10 protein-coding genes are annotated in these 17,039 nt (G+C 53.5%); 6 read left to right on the top strand and 4 right to left on the bottom strand.

Annotation, left to right across the window (positions count from 1 at the left end; genetic code table 11):
* Positions 1-81: 81 nt before the first annotated feature.
* The 6 genes from EJQ19_RS06930 to EJQ19_RS06905 all read left to right on the top strand — a co-directional run bounded on the left by EJQ19_RS06930 (position 82) and on the right by EJQ19_RS06905 (position 11,979).
* Positions 82-4,026 carry a fibronectin type III domain-containing protein gene (locus EJQ19_RS06930; protein WP_126140477.1) on the top strand — a complete coding sequence of 1,315 codons (3,945 nt, stop codon included), beginning with the start codon at positions 82-84 and terminating at the stop codon, positions 4,024-4,026.
* A 172-nt stretch (positions 4,027-4,198) separates the two neighbouring features.
* Positions 4,199-5,641, top strand: coding sequence for an L-fucose/L-arabinose isomerase family protein (locus tag EJQ19_RS06925; RefSeq protein ID WP_126140476.1), 1,443 nt, complete (start codon positions 4,199-4,201; stop codon positions 5,639-5,641).
* Between the two features lie 15 nt (positions 5,642-5,656).
* Positions 5,657-8,149, top strand: coding sequence for a hypothetical protein (locus EJQ19_RS06920; protein ID WP_126140475.1), 2,493 nt, complete (start codon positions 5,657-5,659; stop codon positions 8,147-8,149).
* Positions 8,150-8,329: 180 nt separating this feature from the next.
* Positions 8,330-9,376, top strand: a complete 1,047-nt coding sequence (locus EJQ19_RS06915; protein ID WP_241242780.1) for a serine hydrolase domain-containing protein — start codon at positions 8,330-8,332, stop codon at positions 9,374-9,376.
* 70 nt (positions 9,377-9,446) lie between these two features.
* The gene (locus EJQ19_RS06910; protein WP_241242779.1) at positions 9,447-10,247 is read left to right on the top strand and encodes a carbon-nitrogen family hydrolase; all 801 of its coding nucleotides are present in this window, start codon (positions 9,447-9,449) and stop codon (positions 10,245-10,247) included.
* A gap of 349 nt (positions 10,248-10,596) precedes the next feature.
* Positions 10,597-11,979 carry a glycine--tRNA ligase gene (locus EJQ19_RS06905; protein ID WP_126140474.1) on the top strand — a complete coding sequence of 461 codons (1,383 nt, stop codon included), beginning with the start codon at positions 10,597-10,599 and terminating at the stop codon, positions 11,977-11,979.
* 63 nt (positions 11,980-12,042) lie between these two features.
* Here EJQ19_RS06905 and EJQ19_RS06900 read toward each other — a convergent pair whose 3' ends face one another.
* From EJQ19_RS06900 to EJQ19_RS06885, 4 genes are all read right to left on the bottom strand, one after another.
* Complete coding sequence (locus tag EJQ19_RS06900) at positions 12,043-12,534, bottom strand: cysteine dioxygenase (protein ID WP_126140473.1); 492 nt, start codon at positions 12,532-12,534, stop codon at positions 12,043-12,045.
* Positions 12,535-12,677: 143 nt separating this feature from the next.
* On the bottom strand, positions 12,678-13,571 hold the full coding sequence (locus tag EJQ19_RS06895; RefSeq protein WP_126140472.1) for a LysR family transcriptional regulator: 894 nt from the start codon (positions 13,569-13,571) through the stop codon (positions 12,678-12,680).
* A 222-nt stretch (positions 13,572-13,793) separates the two neighbouring features.
* Positions 13,794-15,833, bottom strand: coding sequence for a Fe(3+)-hydroxamate ABC transporter permease FhuB (fhuB, locus tag EJQ19_RS06890; protein WP_126140471.1), 2,040 nt, complete (start codon positions 15,831-15,833; stop codon positions 13,794-13,796).
* 17 nt (positions 15,834-15,850) lie between these two features.
* Positions 15,851-16,879 carry an ABC transporter substrate-binding protein gene (locus tag EJQ19_RS06885; RefSeq protein ID WP_241242778.1) on the bottom strand — a complete coding sequence of 343 codons (1,029 nt, stop codon included), beginning with the start codon at positions 16,877-16,879 and terminating at the stop codon, positions 15,851-15,853.
* Positions 16,880-17,039 lie beyond the last annotated feature (160 nt).

Below are 17,039 nucleotides of genomic sequence, written 5' to 3'. Positions count from 1 at the left end.
TTGTGTTCTCATTTGAGTAGTTGACCTAGCGAGTGCTAGGGGCATCTAACGTCTCACAAACTTATAAAGGAGGAAGAGTGAATGAAGAAAACGGTAATCTGGTTGATAATGTTCTCCTTGATAATCGCGTTATTTCCTACTCTATCAACGCGTGCACAAGCAACAACCATGATTAACATCCCCAATCCTGGTTTTGAAGAAACAACGACAAGTCAATCGAAGCTGCTGCCCGTGAACTGGACTTCTGCGTTATGGTCGAGGACGGTTGCTGTCGATACCAGCGTGACGACTGAGGTATACAATAGCGGGAGCAAATCGCTGTCGATCAGTGCAGCTGATTCCGGTGCTGCCGGTTGGGTTTCAAAGCCCATTGCCATTAACGGCAGTATGGCGACGATCAAGAGCACGGTGAAGGTGAGAAAGTCGAGCGATTATAGCGGAAATACGCCTTGGGTATTCATTAGTTATGGAAATAACGGGACGTTTCTGGGAACAACCAGTGCGCAGGCTGTTAGCATCAGCAGCAGCGCATGGACTGAGATTACATTGACGATCAGTAGTAACCAATTTCCATCCGGCACGAATATGATCTGGTTGAATCTAGCTACGTTAGCAGGCAACTCGCCTTACCAAGGGAAACTTTATTATGACGATGTAACAATGGAAGTGCTGCCGGATATTCAATCGCCGACGGCGCCAAGCAATCTTCACGCTACAGGTCAAACGGCGGAAAGTGTAGATTTGGCCTGGAATGCCGCTACGGATAATATTGGTGTGGCCGGTTACCATATCTACAAAGGATCAACGCTAGCTGGCACTGTGACGGGGCTAGCCTATACGGCGAACGGGTTGGTTCCAGGCAGCAGTGATACGTTTACGGTGAAAGCATTTGATGCTGCGGGGAACGAATCTGCAGCGAGCAATGCCTTTGTCACAAATGATGTGGAAGCGCCTACAACCCCTGCAAACCTATCCGCATCAGCCGTGAAGATGACCAGTGTCACGCTATCTTGGGAAGCGTCCACAGACAATGGGGGCGTGACGGGTTATGATATTTTTCAAGATGAGACCTGGCTCGCAACGGTTACCGGGGTCACATATACCGTGAACGGTCTTGAATCCTACAGCGGATATACGTTTACAGTCAAAGCCAGAGATGGCTCAGGGAATCGTTCCACGGCAAGCAATGAAGTGAATGTGCTTACTTCGCGGTATTACGATGTAGCCAATCCCGGATTTGAAGAAACCAAGCTGAGCGAGTCGAAGCTAGTGCCCCTCAGCTGGAGTTCATCTCTATGGAGCGGCGCCCAGAACGTCGATATGGGGATCACGACCACAACCAAGTTCAGCGGCAACAATGCCCTTTATATTAACGCCACGGGTATGGGGGGAGCAGGTTGGTCTTCCAAGATGATTCCAATAGGCAGCGGGATGCAAACCATCAAAGCGTCCGTGAAAGCGAAAAAATCGGGGGATTACGCTGGCAACGGTCCGTGGGTTTTCATCAGTTATTTCAAAGACGGATCATTTCTGGGAACGGCTGCGGCGAATCCGCCTAATTTGAGTAGCAGTAGTTGGACAGATATTGCATTCACCATCAATAATAGTCAGTTTCCGGCAGGCACGAATCAAATACAGTTTAATTTGGCCACCTCCAAAGTGAGCGGTGTCGCCAATCAAGGAACGATCTACTATGACGACGCTCAACTGGAAGCGGTTGAAACCTTCCCCCTTCAAGCGAATACATTCGCGAACTGGTGGAAGCTCGGGCAATCTGTAGGCTTTAAAGGAGTGAACGGACAGCTCCCGTCTGCCGTACAAACGGTAACCGGAACGGTCTATGATTCCGACAATCAAGTGGTTGCGCAAGCAACGGTGGACCGCCAAACGCTGCTCACATCTGGTTGGGCTTGGACACCGGATCGCGAAGGCTATTACGAAGTCGCTTTCGACTACACCAAGAAAGGCGTTTCAGGCTCGTTGCCGCTTCGGCAATCGTATCGCATCTTGTCTAACCCGAAAAGAACGCCGGCTGAATTTGTGCGTGATCGATACGCGGTAGCTGTCGTGGAAAGTCAGTCCAAAAGCAAGGAGGATCGCAATCCGCTGTTCGGTTTTAGTTACGGTCTGGATGGCGAGCAATCCATACAGCTCGCGGATATGATAGGATTTGATTTTGCGAGAATTCATACCGTTCCTTGGGGGGGACAGTTTGCGGATGCCAGTTCTGCGCTGGAGCCGAGTCGCGGTGTCTTCAACTGGACGGCTTTTGATGCACATATCAATAAACTGCAAAGCTATGGCATGGAGATGATCGGCAACATTGTGTTCACGCCGCAATGGGCTTCTCCGTATCCCGAGGATACGACCATCTATATTGCTGTTCCGGGATATGCTTCTTACGCTCCTGTAGATATGAACGATTGGGCTGATTTTCTGGAAGCCCTCGTGACTCGCTATGGGGATCGCATTAAGAAGTGGGAAATATGGAACGAGCCGCATCTCAAAGGGGGAAGCATTTTCTGGAATGACACCCCGGAGAAATTTGTGGAGTTGTTGCAGTCGGGCTACGAGACGATTAAAAGTATTCAGCCTGACGCGGAAATTTGGATTGGCGGCATGGGCGGCTACCGCTACTTGCCATTTTATAATGAGCTGCTGCGTCTCGGCGGAGACCAATACTTTGATAAGCTGTCGCTGCACGGCAAGTATCCAGACCCAAGGGATTATGCAAAGTATGATCAAAGATATAACGTAGCGTCGAAACCGTGGGTGACTTCAGAAAGCCATGCCGGACTCTTGAATGCTTCCGACCTGAAGGTGCTTCCTTCCGAGCCTGAGATTGCCAGAACGATGCTGCAGGATTATATGTTCCAAATGAAGCATGGCGTGGAGCAGATCGCTTACTTCGATATGATGGATCTAACAGAGCCTGAAGCCATTCCGTTTGCACATGCGGAGGGATGGTTTACGGAATCGGCCGGATTGTTTAGAAAAATGCCGCAAATCGAGCCTCGTCTGGGATCCGTCGTTATGCATCGTTTTATCGAGACGTTAGGGAAGCATGTCGTTTACAAAGGAGAATACACGTTTAGCCCAAACCAGAAAGCCGTCTATTTTGAAAGTGACGGAGCCCCGCTTCTCGTTGTATGGTCGGAGGATACGAATTCAGCGCCGATTGCTGCTGCATTGTCAGGGGCTTTCACCAATGAAACCGTCATTCGCGATTGGACCGGGGGAACGGAGGCTTCCTTAACCAATGTGCAGTTAAAACCTCAGAAAATGTACTTTATTAGCAACGTAAACGCAACTTACCTGGCCGGTTTGACCCCTACAATGGATGTGTTGTTGTCGGATTACGAGAAAGCCAGACAGAACGTGACGGCTGCTGACACAGGCAAAGTCGGGATGCTGTTTGATCGCACGACAGGTGCAATAAGTACAGATATCCATTGGATCGATCAGAATTGGAATTTCAATGCCTTGACGGCTCCGCAACCTTCCGGTTTTTCGGCTCGCGCTGCGGTCGGTGCGGCAAGTGACGGACTCGATCTGGTTATTGATGTGTCGGACCCAACGTTTGTGCAAAATGAGTCGGCAGGGAACTATTGGATGGGGGATAGTGTCCAATTTGCCGTCGATACGTCAGGGATCGGCTTAGCTGGAGCGCAAGTAGAGTTTCAGGCGGCGCTCACGGCGAGCGGTCCTAAGTTATATAAGGGGTCAGCCCCGTATATTGGCGGGGATCTGCCTTCAAACTGGACGCCAGCAGGTCAAATCGTACAAAACGGCAGCCTGGTTGTCGATAGCATGCAGAGCGGGAAGAAAATCTATAAGATTCATGTCGCATGGTCCGAACTATATCCTTATGTTGTCGATGTGACCCAGCCGATGTATCTCTCGCTCCTCGTGAATGATAACGATGGCGGGGGTCGACTCGGTTGGCTGGAGTGGGCTAGCGGGATTGGTAATGCGAAGGATACAAGTCTCTTTGGCAAAATAGAGTGGGAACAGCAAGCGCCCTAGATCACAGTGAGAAGTGAGAAGTGAGAAGCGACCAGTCCAGGAATTGGGCTGGTTGTTTTTTGTCTAAGTAATCGTAGAATTTTACTAATAATAATTGCACCCTTCATTGTTTGATTAGGCGAGATTTACTACTCTAAAGATGTAGTTAATTTCAATTAAAGGGGAATAAAAAATGAGTGTAAATTTCAAACGTGCTGCGGCGCGTGTAGGTGTTATAACGGTAGGGCACGAGCCATATTGGGAGCAATTCCCCGGCCTTCGGGAAGAGCTTGTCGGTTACGGAAAGGAGTTTGAAACGATGTTATCCGCCAATGAGGTGGAGGTCGTTTCGGCTGGTTTCGTGGACAGCGTCGATAAATCCTTTGCGGCGGCTTCATATCTGAAACGTCAGGATGTCGATTTTCTCTTTTGCTTCCTGAGCACATATGTCACGTCGTCATCCGCAGCCACCGCCATCCTGAATGTCGGTGTGCCGACCGTTCTGGTCGCGCTTCAACCGAGAAAACGGCTTGACTACCGCAATACGACCACCTATATGCAGCTCGCGAATGATAATATTTGTTCGCTTCCGGAAATCGGTGGTGTCCTGATCCGCGCCGGCAAGCCCGCCGCAGGCATGATTGTAGGCACCCTCCATGACGACCCCCGCGCTGTGAACGAGCTGAGGTCATGGTGTCAGGTTGCGAATGCGCGCCGCGCTTTCAAGCATGCGCGAATCGGTTATTTGGGTCACACGTATGAGGGGATGTATGACATGAACACGGATCCGACGGCGTTTACCGCTGCCTTCGGCTCCCATGTGCAGATGCTGGAAATGTGCGATTTGGCCAAGCTGGTGAACGGCGTAACCGCCGCTGAAATCGCGAACAAGATCGATGAGATCAAGAGCATATTTACGATCGCCGATCCGTTCATCGATCCCGTGACGCGGCCGATCAAGCCGGAAGACTTGGACTGGTCGGCGAAGGTGGCCGTCGGGCTCGACAAGCTTGTGGAGGAGAACGGCTTAACCGGTCTTGCTTATTATTACCGGGGACTCGATGGTAACGAATACGAGCGCATCGGCTCGAATATGGTGCTCGGCAACTCCCTGCTTACCGGCAAGGGGATTCCGCTTGCAGGCGAAGCGGATCTCAAAACATGCGCAGCGATGCTGATCATGGACAGGCTCGACGCAGGCGGTTCATTCGCGGAGCTGCATCCGTGCGATTTTGTGGACGACATCGTACTTGTAGGCCACGACGGACCGCATAACATTAAAATTAGCGACGGCCGTCCGATAATACGCGGGCTGGACTTGTTCCACGGCAAGCGCGGCTCAGGTATTGGCGTCGAGTTCAGCATTAAATCCGGTCCGGTCACGTTGTTGGGGATTTCACAGACGGCGGACGGCAAGTTTAAGATGATCGCCACGGAAGGCGAATCGATCAAAGGAGAGATTCCGCAAACCGGCAACACAAATACACGCTGCAGTTTCAACTGTTCTGTTGCTGAATTTGTAGAGAAATGGTGTTCTGCCGGGCCGACTCACCATTTCGCGCTGGGTGTTGGACATGTCGCACCGAAAATCCGCAACGTTGCCAAGGTGCTTGGGATAGAGCTGCAAATCGTCTAGGGAGGCGTAAAGCGAATGAATGAATGGAAGCAAACGGGAAGTGGCGGAAGTGGCAGCACAAGGCCGCTGAAGCGAGCGACGCTGGAAATGAGTCTTAAACCGTTCAAGAGTCTGGAGCAAGCTGCCATTGAAGAGGTGTGTACGGAAGCACTGCGGCAGTGGCAGCCGCTCATCGGCATGGCAGAATCGGCATCAATGCTGTTGTGGGTTTCGGATGGCAGTGAGATATTAACTTGGAACGGCCAGCAGGAAGACGAATTCGAGTGGGCGCGGTATATCGGCTTTGCCAACGAAGAAATGTTCAGCCATGTCAAGGATAAGAGCGATCCGCATATCGCTCGCCTGTATGTGGATCAGCCCGTTCGTTTCACATACGGTGATTTACGCAGGGTCGTAGAAACCTTCAAGCGCATTGCGGCGGAGAAGTTCCATATCCGTCTCGAGGTCGGGGTTCCTTTTGACGCGGGGCCGGAGTTTGCTTACTCGGATTTTAAATACAAGGATCATCCGGAAATCAATCGTGCGGAGCTCGGCGGGTCATTTGTCTCGTTGAAGGCTGATTATACTGTCGTCTGCTCCTGGTCCAAACTGAAGGGGGACGGAATAGCGTATGCGGCCTATCCAGAGGGCATTCCGGAGGGAACGCCGTTCGGGGAGTTTCTCGGACGCCAATGCGCCAGCTTCTTGCCGGCACTCGGCTTCGACTATATTTGGTTTTCCAATGGGTTTGCCTTGTCTTATTTCCCATGGACGTATCTGGGAGCGAACTATAACGGAGAGGATCTTCCGCTGGCTGACTACAAGGAGCTCTCTTCCAAAGTCATGTCGTTCTGGGACTTGTTTAAGCAGGCGTGTCCTGGTGTGCGGACGGAAGTGCGGGGGACGAACTATGGAACCGGTATGGATTTGGCGAAAGATTACATTCCACTGCTTGACCTGTATGACAAGAAATACCTGGAGTTCCCGCCGCCAAATTCGCCTTGGGGCGCGCTGAACTACGATTTTGGACTGGAACTGACCGGTTATATGTCCAGGATTGCGGAGCTGCCTGGGGACACGTATCCATACCGATTTTATGTGAACGATCCTTGGTTCTGGCAAAATCCGTGGTGGGATTATTACGACCACGAGCCGCACGACATTTATGGGCCGTTAGCGGTCGGACGCATCAATGTCGATGGCGCGATCGACATGCCAGGGATCGTAGAAATTTTGACGATTGACACAGAGAAAGGCGAGTTGTGGGGAGACGGCCCGGCAGAGGTTATTCCTCACATCCAAAAAGCGTTCCGCGAAGCGCCCGATGAACCGGGGCTCGTCACTTGGCTGTACCCGTTCCGCGAGCTGCATGAAGCGGTCCGTGGGGACAACGAAGCATCAGGTCGTGTGTTTTTTCACGACTGGTTCATACGCTGCGCCATCAATCATGGTTTTCCGCTCAACACGGTGCTCGGCACCGATACGTTCCGCGCGATGTCAGCCGAAGCTCGGCGCAAGCTCAGCGATACGATCCTCTGTGTATCGACGCTGTGGTTGGACGACGAAAGCATCGCGGAACTGACAGAGTTGGTCCGCGGTGGCGGCAAGGTGCTGCTCTACGGCGACGTGCGTCAGCCGGCACTGCTCGAGCTGTTGAATTTGCAAACAGCCGCTGGCGCAGGGCTTGAAGGGGATTTTGCCCTGCAGCTTACGTTCGCGGAGGACGACGTTTACGGCGATCCCGGCGAACGTAAGCTGCGGCATCGCGCGGACATCGGCGACGGTTCGCTGGGAGTTGCGCTGCGTCGCCAAGACGATGCCGCGACGCGGGTTGGCGCCGTCGCCGTGCAGAACGGCGATGAGCGGGTCTTCGCCCTTTCGCGTTCGCTGCCGGAATGGCAGGGCGGCCGCATCGGCTGGGTGCGAGGCTCCTTGCCATTCGTTAAGGCAGGCGTCACGCATTTGCCGGTTCGCCAAGACCACGAATGGATGGACACGTCGCTGTTGCTTCGGTATATGCTGCAGGACTTTGGCATCCTGCTGGGGCAAGCGAAGCAAGATCCCGATGCCCAATCCGCACTTACTTTCGTTTCCCGGCATCGGAACGGCTTCGTGCTGACAGGCTGCAAGCAGGATTCCTCGGTGCAATTGAAGCTCCGATTCCCGGAAGGCGTGCCGTTATTTCCGGGTCAAACGATTGTGCTTGGCGAGGGCCAAGCGGAGATTTATGCACTAGATCGTACGTTCAGGGAGGAGTGCCGGATTTTCGTAAACCAGCGGGAGCGGAGCCGGGTATCGTGCCGCGAGAATCAACCGACGCCATCGAAAATGAAGTCCATGGTTCGCACGCTGAGCATCAGCAATCTGCTGAATGCTGAGGTGACCGTGTATCCGCCGCTTGAGATGCTGGCGTCGGGAGCCGTTGAAATCAAACAGGGTGATGGTCGTTTGCTGGAGTGGCGATGTGCACAGGAGGGCAACCGGCTGCAACTTACCGGAATAACAGGAACGATTCACGTTTCATGGTAGGACGTCGATGAAATCGAAGAGAGGGCCGACACTTCTGCAGCTAGGGGGTCGGCTTTTTCATGTTTTGAAATTAAATTTCATAGAGACGTTTACATCATGAAATTAAATTTAATATAATAGGTATTCTAAGTACAAACCAGACTCATAGGACAATTCACACAACGAAAAAGGAGGTTGCTCATGCTTCAACGTGAAGAAATGAACAGCCGAGTGGATCGCTTGGTGCAGGGGTGGGTGGAACAGGGATTGCTTCCGGGCGCCGTGCTGGACATTACCTTGCCTGGCGGCGTACGCTTCCAAAAAGCGTACGGTTCTTATTCGGATGAAACGAAGAAGTGTTCAATTCACTTGGATACCTTATTCGATCTTGCATCCTTAACGAAGGTGACCGCGACACTTCCGGCGATTCTCCTCTTGGCGGCTCAAGGAAGCATCTCGTTGGATGATCCCGTGCACAATTATTTACCTGCATTCCGCCACGCGCAAGTGAAGGTGCGCCACTTATTGCAGCACGCATCTGGGTTGCCGCCCGATCTGCCTTACCGAACCAGATTTGAAAAGCGTCCGACGATTCTCACCGAAATTTTTGAAAAAGAGCTGATATTTCAGCCAGGGGAAGAGATGCGATACAGCGATCTTGGCATGATTCTGCTCGGGACTATGGTTGAACGAACGGCAGGAAAGCCGTTGGATGAATTCGTGAAGAAGCATATTTTCAATCCGCTTGGCATGCAGGATACGGTCTTCAATCCCGGCCCCGAACTCACAGCGCGCGTGGCGGCTACGGAGGCGGTCAACGACACATTTATTCGCGGGGAAGTTCATGATGAGAAAAGCTTCCAGCTGGGCGGCGTATCCGGAAGCGCGGGCTTGTTCGCGACAGCCGATGATTTGACGCGCTATGCCAGATGGTGGTTATCGCCTGAAAGTCCAGCGATCATTCCTTCGTGGCTGATGCAAGAAGCGAAAGCGTATCCGGTTCGCGGACGCGGGCTTGGTTGGGAAGTCATTCATGATCCTAAGTTTGTACCCAGCTGCGGGATGAGTTGGCCGGCGGGCAGCTTCGGTCATACAGGCTTCACCGGAACGAGTCTATGGATCGAGCCTCAACGCGGATTAAGCGTCGTGTTTCTGACGAATGCCATTCATTACGGCAGAAATACGAAGATTCGTGAGCTGCGGTCTATTTTGCATGAAACGGTTCTGTCCACTGTCGGGCCAGCGTAAGGATTGTGTTCTTCTTCTTTTTCGAATAAAATACAACATATATTTCTCGTCATAGAAGGAGCTCATCTTTATGCCTGAAAATCAACTTTTACACCTCGCACTCCTCCAAATGAACATTGCCATCGGCGAGCCTGACGCGAATTTCGCGCACCTCGAAAAGCTGCTGAACGATGCAGTGGCGGGATCGCCGAAGCCGGACGTCATAATTTTTCCGGAAATGTGGAACACCGGCTACGCGCTGGATCGCATCCAAGAGCTGTCAGATCCGGACGGGGAGCGCACGAAGGCGCTGCTCAGCGGGTTTGCCCGCACGCACGGCGTGAATATCATCGGCGGCTCGATTGCAGCGAAGCGAGGGGATCGCGTGCTGAACACGATTTTTGCTTGGGATCGCGAGGGTAATGAGATTGCTGAATACTCCAAAATCCACTTATTCCGCTTGATGGATGAAGAAAAATTCCTGCACAGCGGCGATCAGCTTGGACGTTTTGAACTAGAAGGCGTGCCTGCTGGCGCCATGATCTGCTACGATATTCGGTTCCCGGAGCTGTCGCGGAAATTGGCGCTGGACGGTGCCCGAATTTTGTTCGTACCGGCTGAATGGCCGCATCCAAGATTGCATCATTGGCGAACGCTGTTAATGGCGAGAGCGATCGAAAACCAGATGTACGTGGTGTCCTGCAATCGTGTAGGCACAAGCGGGACGACGAATTTCTTCGGCCATTCCATGGTGATCGACCCTTGGGGCGAGATCGTGGTGGAAGGTGACGAAAGCGAAGCGATTTTGCGTGCGACGATTGATTTGGAAGAAGTGGTCCGTGTTCGGGGCAAAATTCCAGTATTCGAAGACCGGCGCCCGCATTTGTACTAGGATTGATTTTTCACTCGGATTTTGGTAAATTAAGACCAATGCGCGATCAATCGCGCCCAATTGCATGAAGGTTATGGCTGTGAAGGATAAAAAGTACTTGAATCTCTTCATATTCAGCGATCCGGGGACGGTGAGAGCCCGGAATGATGATCAAGGAAAAGGCGATCCGGAGCCAATTCGATAAAGGGGATATGCGCTTACTCAGGTGTATCAACTAGGGTGGAACCGCGGGTGCGCAAGCTCTCGTCCCTAGGCATGTTTCTGTGCCTTTGGATGCGGAGCTTTTTTTGTTGCTTGCATCGCTTAGGCGGCGGGACACCAACCTATTTTTGAAGGAGAGAATGAAGCAATGAGCGTTACTATGGATCAAGTCGTGGCATTAGCGAAACACAGAGGATTCGTATTTCCAGGTTCTGAAATTTATGGCGGTCTGGCGAATACATGGGACTACGGCCCATTAGGGGTCGAGCTGAAAAACAACATTAAACGCGCTTGGTGGAAAAAATTTATCCAGGAGTCCCCGTACAACGTTGGGTTGGACGCGGCGATTCTGATGAACCCGCAAGCATGGGTCGCATCCGGTCACGTGGGCAACTTCAACGATCCGATGATCGATTGCAAAAGCTGTAAAGCCCGCCACCGCGCTGATAAGCTGATCGAGAATAAGCTGGCTGAAAAGGATATCGAGATCGTCGTAGACGGCATGAGCTTTGACGACATGATGAAGCTGATCGTAGAGCATAACATCGTGTGCCCGGATTGCGGAAGCAAGGATTTTACGGACATTCGTCAGTTCAACCTGATGTTCAAAACGTTCCAAGGCGTTACAGAAGCAAGCTCCAACGTCGTGTATCTGCGTCCTGAAACAGCGCAGGGGATTTTCGTCAACTTTAAAAATGCACAGCGCACGATGCGCAAAAAGCTGCCATTCGGTATCGGCCAAATCGGTAAAAGCTTCCGCAACGAAATCACGCCGGGGAACTTCACGTTCCGTACACGCGAGTTCGAGCAAATGGAGCTTGAGTTTTTCTGCAAGCCGGGCGAAGACTTGAAATGGTTCGAGTACTGGCGGAACTTCTGCCACAACTGGCTACTGACCTTGGGCGCGAAGCCGGATAACCTCCGTCTGCGCGACCACAATGAGGATGAGTTATCTCACTACAGCAACGCGACGACAGATATTGAATATAAATTCCCGTTCGGTTGGGGCGAGCTTTGGGGCATTGCAGACCGTACGGATTACGATCTGAAGCAGCACATGGAGCACTCCGGCGAGGACTTTAACTACATCGATCAAGAGACGAACGAGCGCTATGTGCCTTACTGCATCGAGCCTTCGCTTGGCGCAGACCGCGTAACGTTGGCGCTGCTGATCGATGCGTTCGAAGAACAGCAGTTGGAAGGCGACGACAGCCGTACAGTGCTGCATTTCCACCCGGCGCTGGCGCCATTCAAAGCCGCAATCTTCCCGTTGTCCAAGAAGTTGAACGATGGTGCGCAAGCGGTATTCACGGATCTCGCGAAACACTTTATGGTCGATTACGATGATACCGGCTCCATTGGCAAACGCTACCGCCGTCACGATGAAATCGGTACGCCGTTCTGCATCACGTACGACTTTGAATCTGAAACAGACGGTCAAGTAACGGTTCGTAACCGCGATACGATGGAGCAAACGCGTATGCCGATCTCCGAATTGAAAGCTTATATCGAGGCTGCTCTGCAATTTTAAGCAGCAAGAAACCCTCTGTTCGTTCCCCGTTCTTACGGCGGGAGCGGGCAGAGGGTATTCTTTTTAGATCACATAGTCGAGGACTTCGGTGTAAGGGAGATAGCGCGTGACGCTCGACAGCGGCGGACTGTAGACATGCAGCGACACCGCGGAGGTGTGGAACGGGTTGGTCATCTGATGAATTTGACCCCGAGGTGCGATAAAATAGTCGCCTTCTTGGAGCACATCGTCACTCTCCAGCGTTGGGTAGCCATAGGCATCAAGCTGGAACTTGGAGTTGATGATCGTGCCAGCGGCAACGTAGGCGGCGCCTACAGATGTGCCGTGGTTATGGATCGCCGTTGCACTTGCTGATGGGATATGGATGACGATCACTTCCAGTTCCGGTGTCTGGTAAATGACATTACGGCCGTAAGGAAACTGGGTCGGTTCGGTTTTGTAGTCGGATGCAGCAGACAATTGGTGCTCGATGGCTTGCAGGGCTTGCTTCAACTCTTCTTGTGTCGGGCTTTTCAGGGAGCAGAAGGTCTGCTCTATCGCGCGAAGTAGCGTCATGGATTCCGCCTCCTGGGCTAGTATACTTGGTTTATCAAAAATTATTTGAAAACCAATAAGTTTATCTTATACAGTATGCAGGAGGTGGAATTTGGTTAGGGTGAATTGGTAAAAATTTAGAAATGGCGGTGTAAGCATGCTGACTAGCCGATCGTGCGCATGACATCTTTCATTGTGGAAACGAAAGCCTCCGCTGCTTTGGAGATATATCGGCCTTTCCGGTAGGCGATGACCAGTTCGCGGATCGGGTGGCCTTCGAGCGGAATGTGAACCGGCGACAGTTCGCTGAACGTCCGTTTGGAAATGAGATACGGGACGAAGGCAATGCCCATGCCTGCGGCGACGAGGGACTGCACCGTCTCCATGTTGCTGGACTCGAACACGATGTTCGGCGTGAACCCGGCTTTCTGGCACAGGTCGAGCGTCAGCTTGCGGAAGCCCTGGCCTTTCTTTAGCGCGATAAAAGATTCCTTCTCCAACTGTTCGATGGCAATCGGCGTTTGAGCGGAAGCCAACGCATGCTTGGGCGGCACGGCTAGAACGATTTCCTCCTCTAACAACGTTTCATAGATGAGCGCCTCTTCGCGAAGGGGCAAGGAGAGCAGGGAGATGTCTGTCTGGCCGTTCACGGTCAGCGTTTCCAGGTTGGTGGACGTTTCCTCAACAAGCGAAATTTCAATTTCCGGGTAAGCGGCTTGAAAAGCGGGCACGACAAATGGAAGAATGGTGGAGCCGGTAATTGGCATGGAACCGATGACGAGCCTTCCTTTTTTCATTTGGGAGATGTCTTCCATCTCTTTTTTGAGCTGCTCGAGCATGTCCAATATTTTCTGTGATTTTTCCACGAAAAGGGCGCCTGCATGCGTAAGCTCCACGGAATTCGTACTGCGCTGAAAAAGCAGCACACCGATTTCTTTCTCCAGCTTGGACAGCTGTTGGCTGAGCGAAGGCTGTGCGATGTGCAGCTTTTCCGCTGCGCGGGAGAAGTTGCGTTCATTCGCAATTTGAATGGCATACTGCAGTTGGCGTAATTCCATAGACGATGCGGCTCCTTTGCGGCGGAAAACAATTCCTTCTTATGTCCGTATCATATCAAGGTTTTGGGGTTGAGACAAGGTGAAGGGCTTGATGTGCGGGAGACTAGCAGATTCAACCCTATTGACAGCTCAGGAAGCCTTAGGGCATAGAATAAGCCGGAGCCTCCCCCGCTGTCCAAGGACAAAGGAGGAGGCTCCGGCTATCTTGTGTTGACAACCCTGTTATCTCCTGACGGTGCTGCGATACATCAGGAACAATAGATATGGCGCACCGATCATCGCCACGACGATCCCAGAAGGGATTTCCTTCGGGATGGCGATCAGCTTGCCGATAATGTCGGCCGCGATCAGCAGAATCGCGCCCAGCATCGCCGCCAGCACGACGGATTTGCGATGGTGCTGGCCAAGGAAAAGTCGGACGGCGTGCGGCGCGAGCAAGCCGATAAAGCTCACCGTGCCGACGGCGGCAACGGCCATCGCGGCAATGCCGACCCCGATCGCGGCGGTGACGAGCCGCGTCCGCTGCAGGCGCAGGCCAAGTCCCAGGGAGACTTGGTCGCCGAAGGCGAGCAGATCGACGCGGCGGCCTAACAGCCACGCAGTTGGCATCAGCAAGGCCAGCGTGATCGCGAGCTGGATGCACTCTTTCCAGCCTCGGGCGTACGTTGAACCCGCAAGCCAAGTCAGCGCCGGAGCGGCGGCCAGCTTCGACTGAATGACCAGGAACTGGATGCCGGCGGAGCCCAGTGCGGAAACGGCGATCCCGACGAGGATCAGGACGACGGGGCTTAGCCCTTTGCGCCAGGCGAGCGCGTACACGCTGCCGGCGGAGACGAGTGCGCCGATGATCGCCCCGATCGGCGCCCAGCCGCTAGGCGCGGTCGGCCAGATCGCGAGCACGAGCAAGGCGCCGACGCCGGCGCCGGACGTGACCCCGACCACGGAGGGGTCGGCGAGCGGGTTGCGCACCGCGCCCTGCATCATCGAGCCGGCGATGGCCAGGGACGCGCCGGCCAGCGCGGCGACGAGCAGCCGCGGCATGCGCAGTTGGAAGATGACATTGCTCGCCATGTCATCTCCGCGCCCTGACAGCGCGCTCAGCACGTCACGCAGCGGGATGTGCAGCGCTCCGGCGGTGAGGCCGAAGACGAAGAGGCCGAAGAGCAAGGCGGCGGAAGCGATGACGAGAACCGGGTAGGGGACTTTGGTCCCCGTGTACCCGACGCTCATCGAGCTTCCTTCGGCGCCCGTGCGGAGCTTCGAACTGCGCACCGCGAGCCAGATCAGCCACGGCGCGCCGAGCAGCGCTGTTACGGAGCCGGCCGGCAGCTCACCGAGGGAGCTGCGGAACATTTTGGCGATCGTGTCCGCGCTGACGAGGACGACGGCGCCCCAGAGCGCGCTGCCCGGCAGGAGCAGCCGGTGGCGGTGCAGCCCGATAAGCCGGATCAGATGCGGCGCGATGAGGCCGACGAAGCCGATCGGGCCGACAACGCTGACGGTGACGCCCGCCAGCAGGATGGCTGCACCGAGGGCGAACAAGCGGACGAGGTTAATGTTCTCGCCGAGGGAGACGGCGGTTTCTTCACTCAGCGCGAGCATATCCAGCTTTTGGCTGAATAGAAACGCAGCGACAATGCCGAGGATCACCCAAGGAAGCGAGAAGCGGACGCCCAGCCAGTCGTTTTGCGTGAGCGCGCCGGATCCCCACATGAAGAGGCCGTTCGTTTCGGTTTCAAAGAGCAGTTGCAGACCGCTTGTAAAAGCGGAAAGTACCAGCGTGATAATCATCCCTGACAAGGCCATGCGCAGCGGCGTGCTTTTGCGGCCGCCCGCCATGAAATACGCCATCAGTGCGGCGCCGCAGGCGCCCAACAGCGCTAGCACGAGCGGATTGCTCGATTTTAGTGCCGGGAAGAAGACGGCGGCCAGCACGATAATGAAATACGCGCCTGCGTTCAGCCCTAGCGTCGAGGCCGAGGCGAGCGGATTGCGCGTCACGGTTTGCAGCAGGGCGCCTGCAACGGCGAGCGCTGCGCCGGCCAGCATGCCCATGACGGCGCGCGGCATGCGAAGCCCACGAACCATCTGATGTTCGGGGGTGTCCTGCGGCGAAAAGAGAGCCTGCACGACAGAATGTATCGTAATGTGTGCCTCGCCTTGGGTGAGATTAATGAACAGCATCGCCAACAGGGCGGCGAATCCCCCTCCAAACACAAGCAGCGGTTTCCATGGGAGAGCGGCAGGAGACTTGGTTTGCATCCTTATCACCGTATCCGTCATTTCGCAAAGGCATTAGCTGTTAACTCGGCAAATACTTTGGCGGATAAAGGTCCGCCGAACGGCCATGTATTCCCTGGAAGCTTGATCATGTTATTGGTTTTCACAAACTGGAGGCCTTTCCAGACAGCATTGTCCTTGAGCTGCTTCTCAAAAACGTTGTCGGTGTCCTGCACGATGTAGATAAACGTTGCATCCTGTACAGCAGGCAGCGCCTCGACAGACGCAGTCGAATACCCATATAGCTCAAACTTGTTGGATTTAAACGCGTTCTTGAGTCCGATGCGCTCCAAAATTTGCACAGCCATCGAGTTATCGACGAACATGCGCAGATCAGCGTTATTTTGGTTGCTGAATGCTTGTGTCAAAGCGAAGGCAGCGCCTTCCTTCTTCACGGCGGCAAGCTTCGCTTTGGAATCGCTGTACGATTTGTTAAGATCCGCCAGCACCTTCTCAGCTTCCGCTTGCTTGCCTACAATGTCAGCGATTGTCTTGAACGTCGTTTCCATTTCCTCATACTGGTTGCCCTTGCCTTCCGCCGGGTAGGAATTGAACACAATGGTAGGGGCGATCTTGGAAAGCGCATCGTAGTTTTTGCTCGAACGAAGCGTGCTGGTAATGATGAGATCCGGTTTGAGGCCTGTAATCGTCTCGAGATTCGGCTCCTGGCGCGTTCCGACGTCGACGACGGAAGCATCAAGCGCGGGTTTCACATTGACCCAGCTCTGGTAGCCTTTATTATCCGCTGAGCCGACCGGCTGAAGGCCAAGGGCCAAAACATCCTCGGTATACGTCCATTCTAATGTAACGATGCGTTTGGGCGTGCCTTTAATTTGGGTCGTGCCGAGGGCGTGGGTAATCGTTTTGAGGGCATCGGCAGACGGTATGGCGGATGCTGCGGACGCTGTGGTCGCTGCACTTGGCGAAGCGGATGAAGTCGATGGCGTGGAAGCGGAGCCGCAGGCGGCGGTTATCGTAAGCAGCCCCAGAGAGAGCAGGAAAGTCAGTGGTTTGGTGAACCGTTTCAAAGCATATTCCCCCTATGAAATATAATGATAATCGTCTAGCAAAAAGTAGAAGAAGAAGCACTCCAAGAGAATGATAATCATTATCAAATTGGATGTCAACAATTTCCGTGTTTTATAGGGAAATTCTATCAAGCTTATAGTTATTATATCTTGGAACTAT

It is taken from the genome of Paenibacillus whitsoniae (assembly GCF_003955665.1).
GTDB lineage: Bacteria > Bacillota > Bacilli > Paenibacillales > NBRC-103111 > Paenibacillus_E > Paenibacillus_E whitsoniae.
Note: the sequence above shows the minus strand (reverse complement) of the source record. Positions and strands in the feature narration are given on the sequence as shown.

Bases quoted from the DNA above. Each gene is read 5' to 3' on its own strand.
- EJQ19_RS06930 (WP_126140477.1), top strand. From the start codon at position 82: ATGAAGAAAACGGTAATCTGGTTGATAATGTTCTCCTTGATAATCGCG.
- EJQ19_RS06925 (WP_126140476.1), top strand. From the start codon at position 4,199: ATGAGTGTAAATTTCAAACGTGCTGCGGCGCGTGTAGGTGTTATAACG.
- EJQ19_RS06920 (WP_126140475.1), top strand. From the start codon at position 5,657: ATGAATGAATGGAAGCAAACGGGAAGTGGCGGAAGTGGCAGCACAAGG.
- EJQ19_RS06915 (WP_241242780.1), top strand. From the start codon at position 8,330: ATGCTTCAACGTGAAGAAATGAACAGCCGAGTGGATCGCTTGGTGCAG.
- EJQ19_RS06910 (WP_241242779.1), top strand. From the start codon at position 9,447: ATGCCTGAAAATCAACTTTTACACCTCGCACTCCTCCAAATGAACATT.
- EJQ19_RS06905 (WP_126140474.1), top strand. From the start codon at position 10,597: ATGAGCGTTACTATGGATCAAGTCGTGGCATTAGCGAAACACAGAGGA.
- EJQ19_RS06900 (WP_126140473.1), bottom strand. From the start codon at position 12,534: ATGACGCTACTTCGCGCGATAGAGCAGACCTTCTGCTCCCTGAAAAGC.
- EJQ19_RS06895 (WP_126140472.1), bottom strand. From the start codon at position 13,571: ATGGAATTACGCCAACTGCAGTATGCCATTCAAATTGCGAATGAACGC.
- fhuB (WP_126140471.1), bottom strand. From the start codon at position 15,833: ATGCAAACCAAGTCTCCTGCCGCTCTCCCATGGAAACCGCTGCTTGTG.